Annotated in this window: 20 protein-coding genes and 1 pseudogene; 15 read left to right on the forward strand and 6 right to left on the reverse strand. The window is 47.1% G+C overall.

Annotation, left to right across the window (positions count from 1 at the left end):
- Nucleotides 1–4: 4 nt before the first annotated feature.
- Complete coding sequence (locus tag P3X63_RS02150; protein ID WP_026585827.1) at nucleotides 5–892, reverse strand: permease; 888 nt, start codon at nucleotides 890–892, stop codon at nucleotides 5–7.
- Nucleotides 893–1,081: 189 nt separating this feature from the next.
- On the opposite strand from P3X63_RS02150, the gene P3X63_RS02155 reads away from it, so the two are divergent.
- The 3 genes from P3X63_RS02155 (at nucleotide 1,082) to P3X63_RS02165 (ending at nucleotide 2,891) form a co-directional block, all read left to right on the forward strand.
- Nucleotides 1,082–2,038, forward strand: coding sequence for an acetylxylan esterase (locus P3X63_RS02155; protein ID WP_026585828.1), 957 nt, complete (start codon nucleotides 1,082–1,084; stop codon nucleotides 2,036–2,038).
- Between the two features lie 98 nt (nucleotides 2,039–2,136).
- Nucleotides 2,137–2,559, forward strand: coding sequence for a MarR family winged helix-turn-helix transcriptional regulator (locus P3X63_RS02160; protein ID WP_026585829.1), 423 nt, complete (start codon nucleotides 2,137–2,139; stop codon nucleotides 2,557–2,559).
- A complete protein-coding gene (locus P3X63_RS02165) occupies nucleotides 2,550–2,891 on the forward strand; it encodes a DUF3147 family protein (protein WP_026585830.1) in 342 nt (113 codons plus the stop codon). Before P3X63_RS02160 ends, P3X63_RS02165 begins: the two co-directional genes overlap by 10 nt.
- Before the next feature lie 243 nt (nucleotides 2,892–3,134).
- On the opposite strand, the gene P3X63_RS02170 is transcribed toward P3X63_RS02165, so the two are convergent.
- Both P3X63_RS02170 and P3X63_RS02175 read right to left on the reverse strand, forming a co-directional pair.
- Nucleotides 3,135–3,818, reverse strand: coding sequence for an amino acid ABC transporter permease (locus P3X63_RS02170; RefSeq protein ID WP_026585831.1), 684 nt, complete (start codon nucleotides 3,816–3,818; stop codon nucleotides 3,135–3,137).
- Nucleotides 3,819–3,829: 11 nt separating this feature from the next.
- Nucleotides 3,830–4,657, reverse strand: coding sequence for a transporter substrate-binding domain-containing protein (locus tag P3X63_RS02175; protein ID WP_277692877.1), 828 nt, complete (start codon nucleotides 4,655–4,657; stop codon nucleotides 3,830–3,832).
- A gap of 248 nt (nucleotides 4,658–4,905) precedes the next feature.
- On the opposite strand from P3X63_RS02175, the gene P3X63_RS02180 reads away from it, so the two are divergent.
- From P3X63_RS02180 to P3X63_RS02205, 6 genes are all read left to right on the forward strand, one after another.
- A complete protein-coding gene (locus P3X63_RS02180; RefSeq protein WP_026585833.1) occupies nucleotides 4,906–5,457 on the forward strand; it encodes an NAD(P)H-dependent oxidoreductase in 552 nt (183 codons plus the stop codon).
- 145 nt (nucleotides 5,458–5,602) lie between these two features.
- Nucleotides 5,603–6,328, forward strand: a complete 726-nt coding sequence (locus P3X63_RS02185; RefSeq protein ID WP_026585834.1) for an AAA family ATPase — start codon at nucleotides 5,603–5,605, stop codon at nucleotides 6,326–6,328.
- A 71-nt stretch (nucleotides 6,329–6,399) separates the two neighbouring features.
- Nucleotides 6,400–7,836 (forward strand): glycoside hydrolase family 1 protein, encoded by a 1,437-nt coding sequence (locus P3X63_RS02190; protein ID WP_026585835.1) that lies wholly within the window; start codon nucleotides 6,400–6,402, stop codon nucleotides 7,834–7,836.
- Between the two features lie 382 nt (nucleotides 7,837–8,218).
- Nucleotides 8,219–8,389: a hypothetical protein gene (locus tag P3X63_RS02195; RefSeq protein WP_201278482.1), complete on the forward strand. Its 171-nt coding sequence runs from the start codon at nucleotides 8,219–8,221 to the stop codon at nucleotides 8,387–8,389.
- A 14-nt stretch (nucleotides 8,390–8,403) separates the two neighbouring features.
- Nucleotides 8,404–9,198 (forward strand): serine/threonine protein kinase, encoded by a 795-nt coding sequence (locus tag P3X63_RS02200; RefSeq protein ID WP_236251172.1) that lies wholly within the window; start codon nucleotides 8,404–8,406, stop codon nucleotides 9,196–9,198.
- A gap of 28 nt (nucleotides 9,199–9,226) precedes the next feature.
- Complete coding sequence (locus P3X63_RS02205) at nucleotides 9,227–10,735, forward strand: FAD-dependent monooxygenase (protein WP_277692398.1); 1,509 nt, start codon at nucleotides 9,227–9,229, stop codon at nucleotides 10,733–10,735.
- Between the two features lie 44 nt (nucleotides 10,736–10,779).
- On the opposite strand, the gene P3X63_RS02210 is transcribed toward P3X63_RS02205, so the two are convergent.
- The 3 genes and pseudogenes from P3X63_RS02210 to P3X63_RS02220 form a co-directional block, all read right to left on the reverse strand.
- A complete protein-coding gene (locus P3X63_RS02210) occupies nucleotides 10,780–12,468 on the reverse strand; it encodes a methyl-accepting chemotaxis protein (RefSeq protein ID WP_026585838.1) in 1,689 nt (562 codons plus the stop codon).
- A 92-nt stretch (nucleotides 12,469–12,560) separates the two neighbouring features.
- Nucleotides 12,561–12,975, reverse strand: a pseudogene (locus P3X63_RS02215) (endonuclease V); the annotation flags it as partial.
- Between the two features lie 84 nt (nucleotides 12,976–13,059).
- Complete coding sequence (locus tag P3X63_RS02220; RefSeq protein ID WP_236251171.1) at nucleotides 13,060–13,884, reverse strand: ribonuclease YeeF family protein; 825 nt, start codon at nucleotides 13,882–13,884, stop codon at nucleotides 13,060–13,062.
- A gap of 356 nt (nucleotides 13,885–14,240) precedes the next feature.
- On the opposite strand from P3X63_RS02220, the gene P3X63_RS02225 reads away from it, so the two are divergent.
- The 6 genes from P3X63_RS02225 to P3X63_RS02250 are packed head-to-tail and all read left to right on the forward strand — an operon-like array spanning nucleotide 14,241 to nucleotide 22,165.
- Nucleotides 14,241–16,301, forward strand: a complete 2,061-nt coding sequence (locus P3X63_RS02225; RefSeq protein WP_026585840.1) for a hydantoinase/oxoprolinase family protein — start codon at nucleotides 14,241–14,243, stop codon at nucleotides 16,299–16,301.
- Entirely contained in the window at nucleotides 16,298–18,268 is a 1,971-nt protein-coding gene (locus P3X63_RS02230) for a hydantoinase B/oxoprolinase family protein (protein ID WP_277692399.1), read from the forward strand. Before P3X63_RS02225 ends, P3X63_RS02230 begins: the two co-directional genes overlap by 4 nt.
- A 22-nt stretch (nucleotides 18,269–18,290) precedes the next feature.
- Nucleotides 18,291–19,373, forward strand: coding sequence for an ABC transporter substrate-binding protein (locus P3X63_RS02235; RefSeq protein WP_277692878.1), 1,083 nt, complete (start codon nucleotides 18,291–18,293; stop codon nucleotides 19,371–19,373).
- 9 nt (nucleotides 19,374–19,382) lie between these two features.
- On the forward strand, nucleotides 19,383–20,507 hold the full coding sequence (locus P3X63_RS02240; protein ID WP_026585843.1) for an ABC transporter ATP-binding protein: 1,125 nt from the start codon (nucleotides 19,383–19,385) through the stop codon (nucleotides 20,505–20,507).
- On the forward strand, nucleotides 20,494–21,360 hold the full coding sequence (locus P3X63_RS02245; RefSeq protein ID WP_077735741.1) for an ABC transporter permease: 867 nt from the start codon (nucleotides 20,494–20,496) through the stop codon (nucleotides 21,358–21,360). The genes P3X63_RS02240 and P3X63_RS02245 overlap by 14 nt, the downstream gene beginning before the upstream one ends.
- Nucleotides 21,353–22,165, forward strand: a complete 813-nt coding sequence (locus P3X63_RS02250; RefSeq protein WP_277692400.1) for an ABC transporter permease — start codon at nucleotides 21,353–21,355, stop codon at nucleotides 22,163–22,165. The genes P3X63_RS02245 and P3X63_RS02250 overlap by 8 nt, the downstream gene beginning before the upstream one ends.
- Nucleotides 22,166–22,226 lie beyond the last annotated feature (61 nt).

Here is a 22,226-nt window from a genome sequence, read left to right on the forward strand (position 1 = left end):
GATCTCACCCCTTTACCAAAAGTGATCCGGCCAAGACGATGACAGCGATATAGGCGATTAAAACAAAGACGAACCGTTTTCTGAAGATGCCGAGCATCATCAGCAGGTTTTTGATATCCACCATTGCGCCGAAGACGAGAAAAGCGATCAGGGAGCCGAGCGAAAACGTGCTGCTGAAAGAAGACGCGATAAAGGCATCAACCTCTGAACAAAGTGATAAAACAAACGATAGACCCATCATGACGAGTGAAGATGAGACATCATTTTGGCCGATGGCCAACAGAGTCGATGTTTTAATATATGTCTGCATGGCCGCTGCCACGAACGCGCCGATGATCAAGTATTTCCCCACTGAGAAAAACTCATCGACCGCATGGCGAAGCGTCCCGCCAAGCTTTTTCCAAAAGGATGGCCGGGCATGTCCATGGTGGTGATGTCCGTGCGGGTCTCCTTCAAGCAGTTGCGTCCCTTTAAATTGAAAAGAGATGATCACGCCGACGATAACAGAAACCGCAATCGCAAGCCCGCCGCGGTAGAAGACGACATCCCATTTGTTTCCGAAGGCGATAAACGTTGAGAATAAGACAATCGGGTTAATGATCGGAGCCGTCAGCATAAAGGCGACAGCGGCATGCAACGGAACGCCTTTTAAAAGCAGACGCCGGGCGATCGGCACGATCCCGCATTCACAAGCCGGAAACAAGACACCGGCAAATGTTCCGGACAGCACAGCGAGAAACCGGTTCTTCGGGATGATCTTCGCCATCATTTCCTCCGTCACAAACATTTGAATCAATCCTGATATAAAAACGCCGATTAAAACGAATGGAATTGCCTCTATTAAGATACTGATAAAGATAGAGTTGAGCTGCAGAAAGGATTGTGAAGCCACAAAAAAACCTCCGCAATCAATTTTAGTTTGTCAAACTAGCATTATATCATAAGAGGATCGGTTTGGGAAAAGAGCGGATGACACGTACAGCAAAACCTCGCCATATCGGGTCAGAAAAAAATCCACATTTCTAATGGCGAATGGTATGATAAAAATATTCTAACAATGAAATCAAAAGGGGATGAGAGCATGCAGCAGCCATACGATTTACCGCTTGAGCAGCTATATACATATAAACCGGAACGGACGGCTTTGGAGGATTTTAAAGATTTCTGGAAGGATGCCCTCGCAGAACTAGGTTCGGAGAAAGCAGAACCACAGCTTGAACCGCACGATTATCCGGCTGATGGCGTAAAAGTCTATTGGCTTACATACCGGAGCATCGGGGGAGCGCGAATAAAAGGGTGGTACGCCGTTCCGGACAGCAAGGGGCCTCATCCTGCCATCATCAAATACCACGGCTATAATGCCAGCTATGACGGGAATGTCCATGACATTGTCAATTGGGCCCTTCATGGCTACGCGGCGTTTGGCATGCTTGTCCGCGGCCAGAACATGAGTGAAGATACAAGCGTATCCCCTCACGGACATGTGCCGGGCTGGATGACAAAAGGGATTCTTGATCCGAAAACATATTATTATAGAGGTGTTTACCTTGACGCCGTAAGAGCGGTCGAGGTCGTCAGCGGATTTGCCGAAGTCGATGAAAAGCGAATCGGCGTGATCGGCGCAAGCCAGGGCGGCGGACTGGCCATCGCGGTTTCCGCACTGTCCGATATTCCAAAAGCAGCCGTTTCTGAATATCCGTATTTAAGCAACTTTCAGAGAGCCATCGATACAGCAATCGACCAGCCATATCTTGAAATCAATTCCTTTTTCAGAAGAAACAGCAGCCCTGAGGTTGAACAGACAGCGATGAACACCCTGACATATTTCGATATTATGAATCTTGCGGAATCGGTAAAAGCCCCCGTGCTGATGTCGATCGGTTTGGTCGATACGATCACACCGCCGTCAACCGTCTTTGCGGCATACAATCATTTAAACACGGATAAGGACTTGAAAGTGTACCGTTACTTTGGACATGAATACATCCCCGCTTTTCACATGGAGAAGCTGGCCTTTTTGAAAGAGCATTTGAAATAAGTGAACAAAACATCCGGCAAGAAAGCCGGATGTTTTTTTATGTCTTGATTAAAGATTATATCGTATTATAAGATATAAAATAGAGAGGGGATGTTTTGATGAATATGGAAGAACTCATTGAAGCGATGAATCAAGATTGGACAGACATATACTACAATTTGCACCATACACATGACGACAGCTTGTCCCATCAGGCTGTTCGATTGCTTCAACATATCGAAAAAAAGCAATATGTCACAATCGGCGAATTGGCCAGACTGTTGGATGTGTCCCATAATACCGCGTCAGAGCATGTGAAACGGCTGATTCAAAAAAAGCTTGTTCTTAAAAAGAGGGACAATAAAGATGAACGAAAAGTTTATGTCACATTGTCCGCAGAAGGCGAAGCCGCGGTAAAGCGGCACACCCGCCTTGATCCGCAAAAACTGCAAATGGTCCTTCAGCACTTGAATGAGGAGGAAATCGGATTGGTGAAAACAGCATTTTCTATGTTAAGCCGGGAGGCCAAGTCATGTTTCTGATCGCCAAAATTGCCGTTTCTGCCGTTTTGATTGGAATTGTAACCGAAATTGCCAGAAAATCGCCCGAATTTGGAGGCATTATCGCCGCGCTTCCGCTTGTCAGTCTGTTAAGCTTATTTTGGCTGAGCATCCAAGGGGAGTCTGCCAAGCAGTTAAGCCAATTTGCCGCAGGCGTGTTATGGGGCTTTCCCGCTACAGCTGTACTCATTCTCATCGTCGCTGTCAGCTTAAAAGCGTCATTTCCGATGGTGCTGTCTTTTCTGTTTGGAATATGCGGATGGGGAGTCTGCTTACTGCTGCAAAAAGCTGTGGTTCGTGCGGTTTTCGGGTGAGGGTTGCGGGGGATTTGATCGTCTGTAAATATGTGTTCAGGCAGATCGGCTGGCGGTCTATAAATAATTGAGTTTTTTTATGCTGAACGTTCCGGCAGAGATTCGAACTTCCGACCGACGGCTTAAAAGGCCGTTGCTCTATCAAGCTTGAGGATATGTATTGCGATCGGTATTAAGGTTTAATTTTAGGTGAAAGCCCTTAAAAGGTTGTTATCGGTCTTTTAAGGGCCTTGTTTGTTATTTCTATTTTCTTACATATACGGCATGGCGTTTTTCCAAGTAATCCTGAAGCAAACCGACGGCTGAGCAAATGCCCCAATAAATCAAGGCTGCCAATATATACATCGTCATATAGTCGAACTCCCGGCCGCCGACGATTTTCGCCTGCTGAAATAATTCGGGCACCGTGATCATGGCGGCGAGAGAAGATGCTTTAATAAGGTCAAGCATGACGTTCGTCAGAGGCGGCAGAGCGATTCTGACGGATTGGGGGACAATGATGTGCCGCAACGTCTGCGGGTAGGAATAGCCGATCGATTTTGCAGCGTCCCACTGGCCTCTGTCCACCGAAGATAAGGCTGAACGGATAATTTCGGCGATGTAAGCGGCGCTGTTGATGCTGAAGCCGAGGATGGCAGCGGTCAGCGCAGTGAATTGAATGCCTACATAAGGAAAGCCGAAATACAACATAAACAGAATGACCAATATCGGAACGCCTCTCATAAATGAAATGTAGATCCTTGCCGGCCACCGCAGCAGCGCGAGCCCAGACATCCGGCCCAGCGCGACGAAAAAGCCGAGAACCAGTCCGGCAAACATGCTCACAAAGGAAATCAAGAGCGTATTCCATATGCCCTGGATCACATAAGGGAATGATTTAGCAGCCAATTCTGCGTTGAAAATATACTCCCATTGAATCGTGCCCACTTTGAATCCCTCTATTTGTTTACATCGACGTCAGTATAGTCGAGATCGGGTTTTTTTGAAACATCGGCATCACCAAAGAATTGTTTTGAAATCTTTTTGATTGTACCGTCTTTCAGCATGTCCTTGATGACTTTGTCGAATTGTTTTTTAAGCTCTTTGTTGCCTTTTTTGATGATCATCCCTTGCTGATGCGGATAATATTTAAGATCGGGATGAATCGTCAAATCCAAGTCAGGCATTGCGGCAAGCGCCAATTTCTGTAAGTAATAGTCGTTTAAAATGACGTCAGTCCTGCCGTTGGCCACGTCTTTTAAGTATTGTTCGTTTGTTGCATTATCATAGATCACTTCTTCAGCCCCGTATTGGCGGGCGATATCCATGTAAACGGTCGTGGCAGCGCCGGCGGCTTTTTTCCCTTTTAAGTCTTCCAATCTATGAATGCCTGATAAATCTTTTTTGCGGACGATTGCCGTACCATAAGAGTATTTATAAGGTGCTGTGAACAAGAATTTTTTCTTGCGGTCTTCCGTCATCGTGATATCGTTGGCTGCCGCGTCGACTTGGCCGCTGCCAACCGCCGCCAGCATGCCGTCAAAGCCCATCTCTTTAAACTCGACATCCAAATCGAGCCGTTTCGCAGCTTCGCGCACGACTTCCACTTCATACCCCGTCAGTTTATCCTTGCCGGAATCCGTGTCATGATATGAAGTGGGATAAAGGGTTCCGGAAGTCGCAACAACGATTTTTCCCTTTTCTTTGATTCCATCCCAGGCTGTCTTTTCCTGTTCAGCCTCATGTTGAGCTGTGCTGCAAGCAGCGGTTATAATAGCAAACGCCATCACTGTGACCAGCAAAGTGAACGGCTTGTACAAACGTAATTTTTTCACCTGAAACAATCCTCCTATTCCTTTAGTCAAGAAAACGATAGCATTGAAGCCGGCAAGAGGCAATAAGTTATTTTGTATTGGGAGAAAAAGAAAATTCTTAAAGGCAAAAATGGTAAAAGGTGCATTCTGCTTTACTTTTGAATGTAAAAGATGAAATCATAATGATATTGGACAATATAAAAAATGAGGAGGATGAAAAAATGAAAAACATTTTAATCATCAACGGACATGAAGCTTACCCGCATGCGAGAGGCCAGCTGAATCATACGATCTTCACAGCAATGGCTGACAAACTGGGCGAAAAATATGATATTAAAAAAACAGTTGTTGCCGATGGATATGACATCCCGGAAGAGCATGAAAAATTTAAATGGGCCGATGTCGTGATTTATCAGACGCCGATTTACTGGTTCAGCCTGCCGGCATTATTTAAAAAGTACATTGATGAGATCTACGAATACGGGCTTTTCTACAAAGGAACGGAAGATTACGGACGAGGCGGCTTATTTACGGATAAACAGTACATGTTTTCCACAACATGGAATGCACCTCAAGAAGTATTCTCGAAAGAGGGGACCTTCTTTGAGGGGAAAAGTCTTGATGAAGCTTTGTTCCATCTTCACAAGATGCAGGAATTTGTCGGCATGAAGCCATTAAAAACATTTTCTGTACATGATGTCATCAGCCATCCGAATATCGATCAGTATCTTAAAGATCTTGATGCACATTTGAAAGAGGTATTTGCAATATGATGAAAGCGGCTGCTTCGGGCGGCCCTTTTTTATGATCATAGGGCTGGCTGAAACGGGACATGAAGGTTTGAACCGCCTATCCAACCCTTTTTTGTTTTGGAATGAGACGTGTTACAGTGAAATAAAAACAGGCAGGTGATATCATTTGTTTTTAAAAAAACTGACTGTCCTTCACGAAAAAATCCCTTCCTATTCAACATATCCTTTTTCAATTCCTGCGCTTCAATCGCTTAAAGAACTTGCATTTCAGAAAGATGTCACTTTCTTTGTCGGTGAAAACGGCTCCGGGAAATCGACCCTGCTGGAAGCGATTGCGGATAAATGCGAATTTAACACGGCCGGCGGGGGAAGGAATAATACATATGAAGTTCATGCGTCCGGATCTGCTCTTGGGGACTATATCAGACTGTCCTGGCTTCCCAAAGTGACAAACGGCTTTTTTCTCAGGGCCGAGTCCTTCTATCATTTTGCTTCACATATTGATGAAGTGGACAGCAACGGTTTTATTGATTACGGAGGCCGGTCTCTTCACGAGCAGTCACACGGCGAATCATTTTTATCGCTTTTCAAGCACCGTTTTAAAGGAAAAGGCATCTATCTTCTTGATGAGCCGGAAGCCGCTTTATCTCCGGCAAGACAGCTTGCTTTTTTAAGAATTCTCCATGATCTGACACGGGATAAACAAGCCCAGTTCATCATCGCCTCCCATTCTCCGATTTTGTTGGGGTATCCTGAAGCACAAATCTTCAGCTTTGATGGCGAACATATTCAGGAAGTCAGCTATGAAGATACCGATCATTATAGTCTCACAAAATATTTCCTTCAGCATCGAAAAAAGCTTTTGACCGAACTGTTTGAAGAAGATGATTGATGTGAAACGCGTTTCATACGATATCATAGGGAGCAAACCGGATCAAAATAGCTTATAGGAGTGGAAACAATATGATTCATCAACAGCTGCAGTCATTTCCGGATCATTTCTTATGGGGGTCCGCATCAGCGGCCTATCAAGTAGAAGGAGCCTGGAATGAAGACGGAAAGGGCCCTTCAGTCTGGGATGTATTCACAAAAATCCCCGGGAAAACGTTCAAGGGCACAAACGGGGATATAGCAGTTGACCATTACCACCGTTACAAAGAAGATGTGGCGCTAATGGCTGAGATGGGATTGAAAGCGTACCGTTTTTCGGTAAGCTGGCCGCGAATTTTTCCGAAAGGCAGAGGAGAGGTCAATGAAGCAGGCTTGCGGTTTTATGACGATTTGATCAATGAGCTGCTGGCCCATGAGATCGAACCTGTTTTAACCCTTTATCATTGGGATCTTCCCCAAGCTTTGGCGGAGGAGTACGGCGGCTTTGAGTCCAGAAGGATCATAGAAGATTTCAACAACTATTGCGTCACTCTTTACAAGCGCTTTGGAGACAGGGTGAAACATTGGGTATCCCTTAACGAACAAAACTACAACTTCAACCACGGATTCATCACAGCCATGCATCCTCCGGGAGTGAAGGACAGAAAACGTTTTTATGAAGCCAACCATATCGCATTTCTCGCCAATGCCAAGGCGATCGATTCGTTTCGCCAATACGTGCCGGACGGGAAAATCGGGCCAAGCTTTGCTTATTCCCCCGCTTATCCGCTGTCAAGCAGTCCGGATGATATCCTTGCTTTTGAAAATGCCGAGGAATTTATGAATCATTGGTGGCTTGATATGTACTGCTGGGGAACATATCCTCAAATCCCTCTGCAATATTTGCGGGAAAAAGGATGGGCCCCGACAATCTGCGACGGTGACATGGAGCTTTTGGCAAAAGGAAAGCCCGATTTCGTCGGGGTCAACTATTATCAGACGATCACCTATGAAATGAATCCACTTGATGGTGTAACAGAAGGAAAAATGAACACGACCGGCCAAAAAGGCAGCAATCAGGAAACCGGAATGCCGGGGTTGTTTAAAACAAAGCGGAATCCTCATCTGGAAACATCAAATTGGGACTGGGCCATTGATCCGATCGGGTTGAGAATCGGGCTCCGCAGAATTGCCAGCCGCTATCATCTTCCCGTCTTTATAACGGAAAACGGCTTGGGAGAATTTGATCAAATTGAAAAAGACGGCACCATTCAGGATGATTACAGAATCAATTATTTGCGGGCGCATCTTGAACAATGCAAACAAGCCTTAAGCGACGGGGTTGATCTAATCGGCTACTGCAGCTGGTCCTTTACGGATTTACTGAGTTGGTTAAACGGCTATCAAAAAAGATACGGATTCGTTTATGTCGATCGGGATGAAGACAATGTGAAAGATCTAAAGCGGATCAAAAAGAAAAGCTTTCATTGGTATCAACATGTGATAAAAACGAATGGTGAAGAGCTTTAACATGAAGGCGCTGTGCTGATCAGCGCCTTTAGTCGTGCTTAAAATCAAGAATGCAGAATAGCATATCCAAAGCCGGCAAAAAACTCATGTTCAAGCGCTATGATCGTACGATATTGTGATTTGCCGAGCTTTCCGCTTATTATCACACAAATGTTATGGTGAATAAAGGGCGTATCATGAGGTTTTTCTTTTTGGAAATACAACATTTACCGTGTGAATCCGATGATTTTTCAATTTCTTTTGATAAAAAAGAGGTTTTGAAGTATAAAGAGCTAATTTTCTCATAGCAAAGAAAAATGTCATTCAGATCAGGCCCCCTTATAACGATGTACCGGGCGAATGATATAAAAAATACAGATTTCCGGACAAGGAGAGGATCGAGTTGCTTCGCAAATTGTTTAAACACTTTAAAAGCAGCGGCTACCGACGATACAGCAGCAGTGATTACGGACGGCGGTCTTACAAAAAGTACAGCAGCAGCGATTATCGGAAAAAAGGCTATGGCCACCATCATTACAAAAGAAAACGCAAAAAGTTTTTCAGCAGCAGCTGATGGTCGCCAAAAGCATGTTGAGATGGCTGTTTGACCGCCCGCTTAAAGAGGGGACAATCCTGGGCGGGCGATATCAAATTCAGCGCGTACTTGGGATGGGAAGCTATGGCATCACTTATCTTGCCAAACCGCTTGGAGGAAGTGATGTGTATGTTATCAAACAGCTTCGGCAGACAAAGGCATGGACATCCGGAGGACGGCGATCATTTGACCGTGAAGCCGATATTTTGCGCCAATTGAATGAGCCGGCATCACCCCGGCTGTACGAAACGATGAATAGCGGGCGAAGCAGATTTATCGTCATGGAGTATGTCGACGGGAAAAATTTTGAAGACCTGATTTTTGGCGACGGATGTATTTTCGATGAAAAGGAGACCGTTCGGATACTGCTGGAGGTGCTTCACATCACCGCTTCGCTTCATGACAAAGGACTGATACACCGCGATTTACGGCTGCCCAATATTTTTCTGACGAAAGAAGGTATCCGCATTATCGATTACGGCTTGGCATGCCGCTTGACCGAGAGCGAAAACGTTCTTTACCGGCACCCGGAAAAAAGGCTGATGCGCTCTGTTTCAGTGAAAAGCGATTTTTATGCGCTGGGGCATTTTGCGCTTTTTCTTCTTTATTCCGGGTATAACCCGACAGCAAGTGAGGAAAAGAGTTGGGAGGAAGAGCTTGAAATATCGGCCGAATTGAGATCTGTTTTGCGAAAGATGCTGCAGATTGATTCTCCTTATGAATGTGCGCGGGCGATCATCGCTGATCTGGCATCTTTCAAAATGTCCTGCCGGATGGCGGCGCGATAAATATTAAACAAAAGGGATGTGTCTTCAGGTGGAACCAGTTTTGATTACCGGAGCGGGACCAACCGGATTGGTGCTGGCCCTTTTTCTCGCCCGGAAAGGAGTCGCGTTTCGCTTAATTGATAAGAATTCGGGTCCGGGGCAGACTTCGCGGGCAATGGCGGTACATGCACGAACGCTTGAATTTTATGAGCAGCTCGGTATGGCAGAAGAAGCGGTTCAAAGAGGCATTAAGGTCAATGCCGTTCATATACGCGAAGGCCATAGGGAGAAAGGATGTTTCCGCCTTGGGGACATGGGAGAGGGATTAAGTCCGTATCCATTTGTCCTCAGCTTTGCACAGGATGAACATGAGCGGCTGCTGATTGAAAAGCTTAAAGCCGCAGGGGTAAATGTTGAATGGAACACAGAGCTGGTTTCCTATTCGGATCAGGGAAACGATGTCGAGGCGAAGCTTCGGAAAGGAGAGCGGGAGGAAATCATCAAAACTCCCTATCTCTGCGGATGTGACGGAGCCCACAGTACAGTGCGGCGCGGTATGGATTTAGGTTTTCCGGGCGGAACGTATGAGCACACTTTTTTTGTGGCGGATGCTGAAGCATCAGGCGAAGCCGCTTCGGCACATGATATGAATCTGTGTCTTGCGGAAAGCGGTTTTTGCATTGTTTTTCCGGTGAGAAGCACCGGTATGAACCGGTTTATCGGTATCGTGCCCAAATCTCTGGAAAACAAAAAGGCGCTGACATTTGAGGATATCGCCCCGATGGTTGAAAAGCTTTTTCGTGTCAAAGTGCATGGAGTCAACTGGTTTTCTACCTACCGTGTGCATCACCGGGTGGCTGACAAATTCAGAAAAGGGCGCGTCTTTATTCTGGGTGATGCGGGACATATTCACAGCCCTGTCGGCGGTCAGGGGATGAATACCGGTATCGGTGACGCCGTCAATTTGGCGTGGAAGCTGGCGGAAGTGCTTAACGGACGTGCGGATGAAGCGATTTTGGATACTTATGAGACGGAGCGGATCGCTTTTGCCCGGTCTCTTGTGGCGACTACCGACAGGGCATTTCAGGCGGTCATCGGGCAAAATGCCGGGGGAAGGCTTGTTCGGACTTTGCTTATTCCCTATGTCGCCCCATTTTTTCTTCGTTTCCCGTCCATCAAAAAGGCGGCTTTTTACAACGTGTCGCAAATCCGTATTCACTATCGAGACAGCGCCTTAAGCGCGGGAAAAGCAGGAAAACTGCAAGGCGGAGACCGCCTGCCCTGGATCAGCGGCGGGAGAAATTTTGCAGCGTTAAAATCCGTCTCTTGGCAGCTTCACATATATGGAACCGCGAGCCGGGAGCTGAAGGAGACGGCGACACAGCATCGCCTCCCGTTATATGAGTTTGAATGGAGCCGTGCCTGCGGCAAGTGCGGTTTAGAGCGAAATGCTCTCTATCTGGTGCGTCCCGACGGGTATATAGCGTTCGTGGAGAGTAAACAGGATGTCAAGAAGCTGAGGGATTATCTGTCTCTATTTCATATTCGATCAGGATAAGCAAAACAAGGCTGCCCGTGCTCTTAAAGGCAGCCTTGTTCCGACTATTTCATTTTGACTTTGCCAATCAGCTTATGGAGGTCTTCAGCCAGCTTGGCCAGTTCGTTTGCGGATGCGGACACTTCTTCCATTGCCGCAAACTGCTCTTCGGTCAGGCCTGCGACTTGCTGTGAATGCTCTGATGTTTCCCTGACTTCTTTGGAAATGTCGGCAAAAGCTGTTGTGATGTTTTGAATGCTCCCGGTGATATGCCGGCTGGCAGATGACAGGTCGCCGATTCTGCTGCTGAATTCTTCCATCAGGCTGACGATCATTTCAAACGTGTTTTTGTTTCTCTCGATCATTTTCACACCGTTGACCGCTTCTTCTTTAACAGTCATCATTGAATCGGTTGTTGTCATGATTTCCGACTGTATCCCGGAAATAAGGTGGGAAATCTGACTTGCCGATTGCTGGGATTGTTCGGCCAGTTTCCGGACTTCATCGGCTACAACGGCGAATCCTTTCCCATGCTCTCCCGCTCTCGCCGCTTCGATTGAGGCGTTTAAAGCGAGCAGATTGGTTTGATTGGCGATTTCCGTAATCGCCTCTGAAATGCTGCCGATTTCATTTGACCTCGTATTGAGAAGCGCGATGATTTCACCACTTTCATGCACCGATTGATGCATGGTGTGGATCTGCTGCATTGTCTCCGATATGTCCTCTGCCCCCTGTTTCGCTTTTTCCTGGGCGTAATGGCTTTTTTCCGAGAGAACAGCGGCGTTTTCCGAGATTTTTTGAATATCAGCCGATACTTCTTCAACCGCCTGTTTGCTGCCGGCAACACTTGAGGTTTGCTGTTCGGAAGAGCTTGCGACCTGCTGGATCGCTTCAGTGATTTTTTCCGATGCGAGGCTTGTTTCCTCAGCGCCTGTTGTCAATTGATCAGAAGCGGCAGCAACCTGCTCGGACGATTTCGATATATTTTGCATCAGCTGGTTGAGATTGGTGTTCATGTGGTTAAAATGACGCGATAATGCACCGATTTCATCAGATGATTCGTCGGTTATTTCGGTTGTTAAATCACCGTTGCCCGCCCGCTCGAAGGCTTGGGTCAGCATGTTCAGCCGTCTGTTGATTCTTTTGGTGAACAAAATGACAAACGATATTGAAATGACGATCGAAGCGGCAAGAACGATAGCGAAGATTTTCAAAAACGAATGAAGCGTGCCTGTAATTAAATCTTGATTGGCCCCGGCATAAAAGATACCGATCACTTTGCCCGTGCGATCTTTGATCGGCATATAAGCGGTTTGATACATTTTGCCTGCGACATTTGCTTTTCCGTAGTAGTTTTTTCCTTCTTTCAACACGACATTCGCCACTTCCGAAGACACCTTCGTTCCGACGGCACGTTTGCCATCTTTCATTACATTCGTTGAGACGCGTGTGTCATTTTGAAAGATGGTAATGGTGTCCCCGGTATCTTGTCCGATTTGATCGACGATTTCCTCATTATCATTCATAAGGGTCGAGCCTTTGTACAGCTTGTCATCTTTGATCTCCCAATCGCCTTCGAGAGACTCGTTTACATAGCGGTAGCTCAGGTTTAAATCGCTTTTGGCTTTTTCTGTGGCCATCTGCTCGAGGTTTTTGGACAGCTCTTTTACGATAAAAATCCCCAATGCAGCCGAGAACATTAAAATGATGGCAAGAACGAGAAGGTTGATCTTCGTTCCCAATTTCAGTTTCATATATGTGAATCCCCCTTTTGTTTCCGCTGTATATACAATATCGGATCAAACGGAACGGTTTGACAGGGGGAAACGATAAAATTGCGGAGTTTTTAAGGGGAGAGTGTTTTTCTGATAAGTGCTTTCTCAATATCTGCAAATCTAACAGGGATGGGCAAGAAGCTTTCTTGGTTAATGAAACGCATGACGATGTCAACGCTTGTATCGATATCAATCCGGTCGTTTCACATGTCTTATGGTTCTTACTGCCCGCCCATAAATTTCTCCCAGTATATGCGCCTGCTTCATTTCCCGGCATCAGGAAATCGGGATTCTTTATTTTAAGATAGCTTTTGGCGACTCCGATTGTCGGTTTGTTTAAATATAACGATGCATGGTTCGCGATCCCCTTATGACGGTAATGCAAATAGCCACATTCCCGTCAAACATGTACAAATCAGGAGATGTTGTTAATGTTTCGACCGCTTTTATGACTAAAGGCAATTCCCGAAATGCGAGGAAGCCTGCAGGTTATTTTGAATGTTTATAAATTGTTCTTTCGCGTCTTTTAATTTTGTGAAAACACCAACTTGAACCTTCTTCCGCGCCCCGTCATTCTTCATCTTCACTATCCGGTTTGGCTGGAGCTTCGGCTTTTTTATTTGTCACATAGCTTTTGGCCCGGAGATGTACTTCCTTTTTCAGTTGATAGGCTTTACTGCTTTGATAAGCATTTGCATTGTAACGGATGGGAGAAGAGCTTGTTCCTTGGCCGGTTGCGTCGATTAAGGCTGAGTAGTCGGCCTTAATCATTTGCTGAACCATTTCAGAGGCCGCATACTCGTTTTTGAGCAGTTTATCAAGATCCTCTACTGCTTTAATGGCATCTTTTCGCTTCTGTTCGGCAGCATTCAGCTGCTGGTCAAACTCATCGCTTGAAAAAGGTTCTAAGGAAATTAAATCATCGATATTGACTAAAATGCTTTGCAGCTCTTCTTTTTGTGCCGATACCATGTTTTTGGAGCGGGTGTAGACATTCATAAGCTCTTGACCGAGAAACTGGGTATCGACGATTGTGTCACCGGAAAGTCCGGCAGTTTCGAGTGCAGCTGATACCCATTCAAGAAACTGAATTTGCATATCGGTCAGATCCAGCCAACCGTCTACTGTACCTGATAGGTCTCGGTAGAATGCCTTTATGGCGTCAGCTCCTTCTCCCTGAAAGTCATCATCCAAATCGGCCACACCTTTAAAAGCATTTTTTAAACTGACAAACTGCTCTCTTAAACTCTTGTATTCGTTAGACCGCTGTATCATAGCTGATTTTAGGGTTTCCGCTTCATAGACTTTCATTGTATTCTGCCCTTCCTGATTCTTAATAGTACAGAGTGTACCACTTTGCCAAAAGGAGTTGGTGAATAAATCCTGAACATCCATGAAAATGAATCCTTTTGATTAGGCACATGAACCTACCGACCGTTTTTATTTGTGTAATCACAGCGGTTATGAAGTCCATTAGACCTAATTTTAAATGAAGGAATGTGCCGATGAATAGGTGTGTCAGGAGAAACAGGTATAAGTCGACTTCATGGGAATTGTGAAATAATGTGAACAAAACTTCTAAAAATGTGATTCTATGGTATCTTAAAATAAAAAAATGAAAGAAAAAGGATTTCAAAAACGCGGATATATAAAATTGACTCCGCCATTTCATTTTATTAGGATTATAGTAAATTAATTTTAAAATAGGGTAATATTTTCATATAACATGTTCTAGAAGGGTGGAGCGAGCATTGAATGAAGATGGGTATCGGCTTGGAATAGACATTGGGGGGACATTTACCGATCTTTTTTTGCTAAACCCGAAAGACGGGGGTGTGACAGCCGTCAAAACCCCGACGGTTCCGGATGACCATGCACAAGGGATTGTGAACGGTTTAGCGATTTTGAAGGAAATGGATATTCAGCCGTCGCAGATTCATTATTTTATGCATGGCATGACCATTGGTTTAAATACATTACTGCAGCGAAAGGGAGCGAAAATTGCCCTGTTTGTAACAGAAGGTTTCCGCGATATTTTGTCACTTCAGCGTCTGCGCCTTCCGGTTCCCTATGACTTTAAATCGCGAATGCCGGAGCCGCTGATTCCCCGCAAATATGTGTTTCCGATTAAAGAAAGAATGCTTCACAACGGGGCTGAAAAGGCGCCGCTTCATGTAAAAGACATTGATGATGCGGTCGATAAAGTGTTGGAAGAAGGGATAACCGGTATCGTTGTTTCTTTCCTTCACAGCTATCGCAATCCATTGCATGAACATCAGGCTGCGGAGCGAATCAAACTGAGAGCTCCGGAGTTGGAAGTGGTGGCGTCTTCCGAGCTGTGGCCGCAAATGAGGGAATACGAGCGAACTGTCATGTCAGTCGCCAATTTATACATAAAACCGAATGTGCAGCACTACTTCGATACGCTCAAAAAGAGGCTCGCCGCTTCCGGTATATCGGCGCCGCCGTTTATCACGCAATCAAACGGGGGGCTGATGGATATAGAGTCTGCCGCCGAAGCCCCCGTCAAAACGCTTTTTTCAGGACCTGCGGCAGGAGTCATCGGGGCAATCCGCGCAGCTGAGGCCGCCGGTGTTAAAAATCTCATCACGCTTGATGTCGGCGGAACAAGCGCTGATATTTCCATTGTAGAAGAAGGAGAAGCCACACTGACCCAGTCCAACCAAATTTCCGGATTTCCGATTACCGTTCCGTCTGTTGCGATGTATTCGATTGGGGCGGGCGGAGGCTCTCTTGCATGGGTAGACAACGGCGGACTCTTAAAAGTCGGACCGGAGTCAGCGGGCTCAGACCCCGGCCCCGCCTGTTACGGAAAAGGAGAGAAGGCTGCGCTGACCGATGCGTTTCTTGTTTGCGGCTACTTAAATCCCGACCGGTTTGCCTCCGGCCGCATGAAGCTTTACGAGGAGAAATCCGAGCAGGCGCTTCAGCCGTTTGCCGCCTATTTAAATACCGATGTTGAGCAGGCTGCCGATCAGATGATTCAAGTGGCTGTTGCCAATATGTACACGGAGCTGAGCAATGTAATGGAGCAGCATGGAATTGATCCCCGTGAATTTAGCTTGGTGGCTTATGGTGGAGCCGGCCCTGTCACCGCAAATTTTCTTGCGGAAGAGATTCAAGCGAAAAACGCGCTGATTCCGCCGAGCCCCGGCACTCTGTCCGCCCTGGGTGCTTTGACCGCCGATTTTGTATATGATGCGGTAAGTTCAAGACGGATGCTTCTTGAAGAACTGGACGGAGATGAATTAAAAGAGGAGTTTGAAAAGCTTGCCGAACAAGCAGAAAAATGGCTTGATACACAGCGTGTCAAGGTGCTGACGGAAAAATGTTTTCTTTACTTGCTGGATGCCCGTTATAAAGGGCAGGCTTTTGAAATTGAAGTGCCGGTGTCACGGACATGTATTGAAGAAAAAAACATGAGGGAAATCGCAGACTCATTCCATCAGGTTTATCAGCGCAAATATGGACATAGCGACAAAAAAGCAAGCATTGAACTGATGAATATCCGCGTCAGATTGATAGGAAAAACGCCAAAACCTCCAATAAAAGAAAGCGGCCAAACTGCGCAACCGGAAGCCGCGCCGGCAAGCCGGAGGCAGGTCATGCTGAAGGGCGGCGCATATCAAGCCGCTGTTTATAACCGCAGTGATCTGTCATGCGGGCAGCGCATTGAAGGACCGGCCATTATTGAGCAGGATGATACAACTACGCTGATTTTGCCAAATTGGTCGGGTGCTATAGATCATGCGGGCAACTTGATCATTGAGCGGAAGGAGGGAAGGGCATGAGGACAGACCCTGCAAGGCTGGAAATGATGAGAAGCTATTTTAATGCGATCGCAGCGGGGATGGGACACGTCATCGAACGGACATCCTTTACGACATTTGTGAAAGAATCGGCGGATTTTGCGGCTGCACTGGCCACCCCTGATGGGGAATTTTACGTTTATCCGAAAACAGTCGGCGTGACCATTTTTCTTGGGCTGTCGTTAAAGCGGGCAATTGAAGAAAGCGGGCCGTTTGAACCCGGAGACATTGTCATCACGAATGATCCTTATTCAACGGACGGCCTGGCGACTCATTTGCCTGATATCCACGTGTTTAAGCCGATTTTCATTGACGAGGAGATTGTCAGCTACGCCTGGTCCTTTGTCCATTGCAGCGATGTAGGGGGAATGGTTCCTGCCAGCATATCGCCGACGGCAGTCGATATCCACCAGGAAGGCTTGAGAATACCGCCGGTCAAGATTTACAAAGCGGGAAAAGAGAACCTCGAGATATTGAAAGTCCTTCGGGCAAACAGCAGGGCGCCTGAATTAAACGAAGGAGACATCAATGCGATGATTGCGGCGGTCAATACGGCGGAAATTCGTTTGAAGGCGATGGCCGGGAAGTTTGGGACGGAAGAAATCCGCCGGGGGATGGAGGATTTGCTTGAACAGGCGTCCATCAGGGCGGAACGGGTCTTTGCCCGCATTCCTGAAGGAACGTACAGTTTTTCTGATTACCTTGATGATGACATGATTTCCGATGTTCCGATTCGTCTTGCGGTTTCGGCAAAGGTTTCCGGGGGAAACATCACATTGGACTTTTCCGACTGCGATCCCCAGGTGCAAACCGCCTTTAATCTTGTGACAAACGGAAGCAAGCACTCATTTTTATATCAAGGTTTAATCCATTATATCATTAGCGAAGATCCGTTTATTCCCGTCAACGGAGGACTGACGAGGCCGATCGCCATCATCGCTCCGAAAGGAACATTGATCAATCCGGAATATCCGGCCTCTGTCGGGATCCGGCATTCGATAACGATGCGACTTTATAATGTCGTCCTCGGCGCATTGGCAAAGGCGCTGGCGAAGGACATTCCCGCCGCAGGCGCGGGACAGTCGGCTATTGTTGTTCTTTCCGTTCCCGATGAATCGGGAGGCGGCAGGAAAACGTCTGTCGTCGAACCGATGGGCGGAGGAGGCGGCGGTCAGCATAACATGGACGGCGCAGACGGGATTGACCATGCCTCGGGCTTTTTAAAAAATACGCCGATCGAAAGTCTGGAACAGCACATTGACATTCATGTCCTCCGTTATGAGTTGATCAAAGATACTGCGGGATCGGGCTTATACCGGGGCGGTCATGCCATCGGGCTCGATTTTGAAACGACTGCATCTGAATCCATTGTCACAGCGAGGGGAATGGAGCGGCTGCGCTTTCAGCCATGGGGTCTTGCCGGCGGAACAGCCGGAGCGCCCGGCCGGGTCCGTCTTCATCCCGATGGACCTTCGGAAAAAATCATTCCGAAGATCGATGTGCTGCATTTGACGCAAGGGGATGTCATCAGCATTCATTCTCCGGGCGGAGGCGGATGGGGAGACCCTTTTCAAAGGGATCCCAAACTGATATTAAAAGAAGTTGAGTCAGGGCTGCTGAGTGAGGAAGCAGCATTCCGGCAATACGGTGTGGCGTTTGTGAAAAATGGTGGCCGCTTGGTTGTCGATCAAGAGAAAACAAGCATCATGAGAAAAAACAGAGCGGGTGAGTTGACACACTGGGATTTCGGCAAGGAAAGGGAAGCGTATGAACGACGCTGGACAGAGGAAGCCAGCAGCGCTCTTGCCCGGCTGCTTCGAACACTTCCGGCGCATCAAAGGTCAAGTGTGAAACATCTTGTGCACCATTACTTTTCAAAAGAAGATCATGAACCGATCAGCAAACAGGCGGTTACAGATGTTTTTACGAAATGGGCAGGCGAAAAATAATATGAAAAATGGTGAGAAAACAATGAAAAGAAAAATATCTGTTTTGTTTGTTCTATCGCTTGGATTGATTCTTCTGCTTTCTGCTTGCGGCGGGGCCGGCGGCCGGGAAAGCAAAAAATCCGATACCGTTGTGATCGGTGTATACGGCGGTGATTGGGAAAAACATATAAAGCCGAGCATTCAGGCATTTGAAAAGGATACAGGTCTGAAAGTCAAGATCGTCTCAGGGACAGACTCTGAATGGTTCACGAAACTAAAAGCCTCCAATGGCCGTCATGCGCCATATGACCTCCTCATTTTGCAGCCTGATACGATTAAACGGGCTCAAGTTGCTGGGCTGCTTGAACCGATCGACCAACAAAAGGTTCCGAATCTAAAAGATTTGTATCATTCCGTGCAGAAACGCTTCACTGTTGATGGAAAGCAGTATGCAGCAGGCTTCAGCATGGGACAGCTCGGGATTGCATACCGCAAAGATCTCGTACCGCAAGAACCGAAGCGGTGGACCGATCTTTGGAATAAAAGCTATCAAGGTCATGTGGCTATCTCCTCTCCCGCTTATTCGGCCGGCCTTCAGTTTTTGTCCGGTTTAATAAATGCGCAAGGCGGTATGGAATCAAATTCAAAAGATGTGGACAAAGCGTTCAACAGTTTGGCTGATTTGAAAAAAAATGTAACGGCTTATCCTGATAATCCGGGATCGATTCAAACGCTTCTTGAGCGGGGGGATGCATGGGTTGTACCGTTCTGGGACGGTCGTGCTTTTTCCCTTGAGCATTCAGGACTTAATGTAGGGTTTGCCTACCCTGAAGAAGGGGCGGTGGCAGCTGTCGCCAGCTGGGCTGTAATGAAAGGAAGCCCTAATGAGGATAACGCTTATCAGCTGCTGAATCATTTGATCAGTCCTGAGGTGCAAAAAGATTTTGCAGATCGGACGTTTTACGGCATGACCAATCAAAAAGTGAAATACAGCGAAAAATTAAAAGGGAAAATCAAGGTCGGTGAAAGGTATTACAGCAATTTGAAATGGGTCGACTATGAAACAGCGACGAAAGAATTAGGAGACTGGACAAATCGCTGGAATCAAGTTCTCGGCGGAAAATAGGTGACGATCATGAGCGGAATTCAGATTCAGCATGTCAGCCGGCATTTTGGGGACACCATCGCATTGGAAGATGTACAGCTTGAGGTCAAGGAAGGGGAGTTTTTCTCACTGCTTGGTCCGAGCGGGTGCGGAAAGTCTACTCTTCTTCATATCATCGCCGGATTTCTTCAGCCGACCTCTGGTTCTGTATATATAGGAGGGCGGGACATTACTGATGTGCCGCCCTATCACCGGCAGATCGGCCTGGTTTTTCAAGACTATGCCTTATTCCCTCATTTGAATGTCTTCGACAATGTCGCATATGGCTTAAGGGTGAGAAAAATGCCGCGGAAAGAGCTCAAAGAACGCGTAATGGAGAGCCTTGGATTCGTCAGGCTTGAAGCATTTGCCGGGCGGATGCCGCATCAGCTGAGCGGCGGCCAGAAGCAGCGGGTGGCGATTGCGCGGGCATTGGCCGTTCAGCCATCGGTCCTGCTGCTTGATGAACCGTTAAGCAATCTTGATGCAAAATTGCGCAAAGATATGCAATTTGAACTGCGAAGCATCCAAAGGCGGGTCGGGATTACAACGATTCTTGTGACCCACGATCAGGAGGAAGCGTTAAGCTTATCAGACAGAATCGGTATCCTTGGCAAGGGAAGGCTTCAGCAGCTTGGAACCCCGCTTGAGGTGTATCGAACGCCCGCCAACCGGTTTGCCGCCGAATTTATCGGACAGGTCAATCTGTTTGAGGCGCGTTCGACAGGAATTGGACACAATCAAACGGGATATCGTTATGAGGTTCCGGATATTGAAGTGTATGAAGGTGTACCGCTGTCTTTTGAGATCAGCAGCGATACCTTAAAAAAATATCATCCTTCCGTGTTGTTTATGCTGCGTCCGGAAAGAGTTTCCGTTTTTCCGAAGCAGCAGGACGTTCAGGCCAAAGGTCTGCCGGCAACATTAACGGAGGTCGGCTATATTGGAAATGCCCTTCGTCTAAAGGCGTCCTTCATCAATGGGGAGATGATCATTCAGGCGCCGGATCCGCAGTTTCCCGAATTGCCGAAACCGGGTGATCAAGTTTATCTTGCGTGGGATTCGGAAGACCTTGTCCCTCTTGATATAAAGGAGGAAGCAGATGGCTTTAGATAATCAAAAACGCTTCTATTGGCTGCTGCTGGTGCCTGCGCTGTTGTTTCTCGGCGTTTTTCTCGTGCTTCCGTTTATTCTTCTGCTCATTTTAAGTTTCAGAGATGTCGACGACATGATGAATACACTGGCTACATTCAGTTTTTCCCATTACATCGAAGTGTTTACTTCAGATGTTTATCTCAAAACGGTTGGAACGACGCTGTGGACGGCGCTGGAAACAACCGTTTTGTGCCTCGTTATGGCTTATCCGGCGGCATACTTGCTCGTTAAGGCGCCTACGCGAAAATGGCGGGCGCTGTTTTATATTTTGCTTGTCTCACCGCTGCTCACCAGCGTCGTGATTCGGACATTCTCGTGGATTGTGCTGCTTTCGCAAAACGGCATGATCAATGAAGCGCTGCTTCATATGAAGCTGATTGACAAGCCTCTCCCGCTTTTATGGAATATGAATGCGGTCATCATTGCTTATGTCCAGGTCATGCTTCCGTTTGCTGTATTGCCGATTGCCGGCTCATTAAGCGACATGAAACCGAATCTCAAGTATGCTTCCATGAGTCTAGGGGCGGGGAGGCTGCGGACGTTTTTTTGCGTTACACTGCCTCTGACGATTCCCGGCCTGATCACAGGCGCTATGATTGTTTTTTCGCTTGCTGCCGGGAGTTATATTACCCCGCTTTTAGTCGGAGGGCGGATGCAGCCGCTGCTTCCCCTGTCGATCTATCAGCAGGTGATGCAGGTGTTTCATTTGCCGCTTGCGGCTGCCATGTCTTTTACTTTATTGGCCGCTGTATGTGTGATTGTCGCTATCCTTGCATTTATTCTTAAGAGATGGGAGGCGAGAATGAATGGTTAAGAGATTCCGACGCAAGTCTTCGGGGAAGTGGATTGATTTGAGTGTGTGGTCCGCCGGGCTTTTCGTGTACCTTTTTTTGTCGCTTCCTGTGTTTGTCATTGCACTGTCGGCGTTCAGCCCTTCCGAATATCCGCAGTTCCCGCCTGCCGGTTTTTCATTGCGTTGGTTTGCCGGGATTTTTGCGAACGATGAATGGATGGACTCCATATGGATCAGCTGCCTGCTTCTGGCGATTGTGACGCCGCTTACGGTCATGTTTGGAACCGCGGCATCGTATGCACTGGCAAGGCTGGAGTTTCCAGGGAAGCATGCCCTTCAAGCTTTCATTTTATCACCGCTGATGATTCCCCAGATTGTTTTGGGGGTGGCGCTTCTTTATTTGTTCACGATGATGGGGATCAATGGAAGTGTGACAGGCCTTGTGATCGGACATATGCTGATCAGCCTTCCCTATGTCGTCCGGACGGTCGGTGTCAGTGTGGCGAACCTGGATCCGAAGCTTGAACTGGCTTCCATGAGTCTTGGTGTAAGTCCATTGCAAACCTTTTTAAAAGTATCTCTGCCGCTGATGAAGCCGGGTATCATGGCGGGCGCTGTTTTTTCCGCAGTGACCTCGTTTGGGGAAATCTCAATCAGTCTTTTTGTTTCCTCGCCGACGGTTACGCCTGTGCCGGTCAGAACGTTCAGCTATATTGATCAGACCTTCGATCCGAGCGTGAATGCCATCTCTGTCATCTTTATCGTGATCTCCGTTGTTGCGCTGATCATCATCGAGCGGACGATCGGTCTTTCCAAAACCATATAAGGACATGAAGACAAGCAGACTGCTTGTCTTTTGTTGTTTTGAAAGGATTGACAAACCGTTT

Source organism: Bacillus sp. HSf4 (assembly GCF_029537375.1).
GTDB lineage: Bacteria > Bacillota > Bacilli > Bacillales > Bacillaceae > Bacillus > Bacillus sonorensis_A.

Coding starts and splice junctions, on each gene's coding strand:
- P3X63_RS02235 (WP_277692878.1), top strand. CDS start 18,291: ATGAAAAGAAAAATATCTGTTTTGTTTGTTCTATCGCTTGGATTGATT.
- P3X63_RS02160 (WP_026585829.1), top strand. CDS start 2,137: ATGAATATGGAAGAACTCATTGAAGCGATGAATCAAGATTGGACAGAC.
- P3X63_RS02155 (WP_026585828.1), top strand. CDS start 1,082: ATGCAGCAGCCATACGATTTACCGCTTGAGCAGCTATATACATATAAA.
- P3X63_RS02175 (WP_277692877.1), bottom strand. CDS start 4,657: ATGGCGTTTGCTATTATAACCGCTGCTTGCAGCACAGCTCAACATGAG.
- P3X63_RS02210 (WP_026585838.1), bottom strand. CDS start 12,468: ATGAAACTGAAATTGGGAACGAAGATCAACCTTCTCGTTCTTGCCATC.
- P3X63_RS02190 (WP_026585835.1), top strand. CDS start 6,400: ATGATTCATCAACAGCTGCAGTCATTTCCGGATCATTTCTTATGGGGG.
- P3X63_RS02180 (WP_026585833.1), top strand. CDS start 4,906: ATGAAAAACATTTTAATCATCAACGGACATGAAGCTTACCCGCATGCG.
- P3X63_RS02250 (WP_277692400.1), top strand. CDS start 21,353: ATGGTTAAGAGATTCCGACGCAAGTCTTCGGGGAAGTGGATTGATTTG.
- P3X63_RS02240 (WP_026585843.1), top strand. CDS start 19,383: ATGAGCGGAATTCAGATTCAGCATGTCAGCCGGCATTTTGGGGACACC.
- P3X63_RS02165 (WP_026585830.1), top strand. CDS start 2,550: ATGTTTCTGATCGCCAAAATTGCCGTTTCTGCCGTTTTGATTGGAATT.
- P3X63_RS02245 (WP_077735741.1), top strand. CDS start 20,494: ATGGCTTTAGATAATCAAAAACGCTTCTATTGGCTGCTGCTGGTGCCT.
- P3X63_RS02230 (WP_277692399.1), top strand. CDS start 16,298: ATGAGGACAGACCCTGCAAGGCTGGAAATGATGAGAAGCTATTTTAAT.
- P3X63_RS02200 (WP_236251172.1), top strand. CDS start 8,404: ATGTTGAGATGGCTGTTTGACCGCCCGCTTAAAGAGGGGACAATCCTG.
- P3X63_RS02220 (WP_236251171.1), bottom strand. CDS start 13,884: ATGGATGTTCAGGATTTATTCACCAACTCCTTTTGGCAAAGTGGTACA.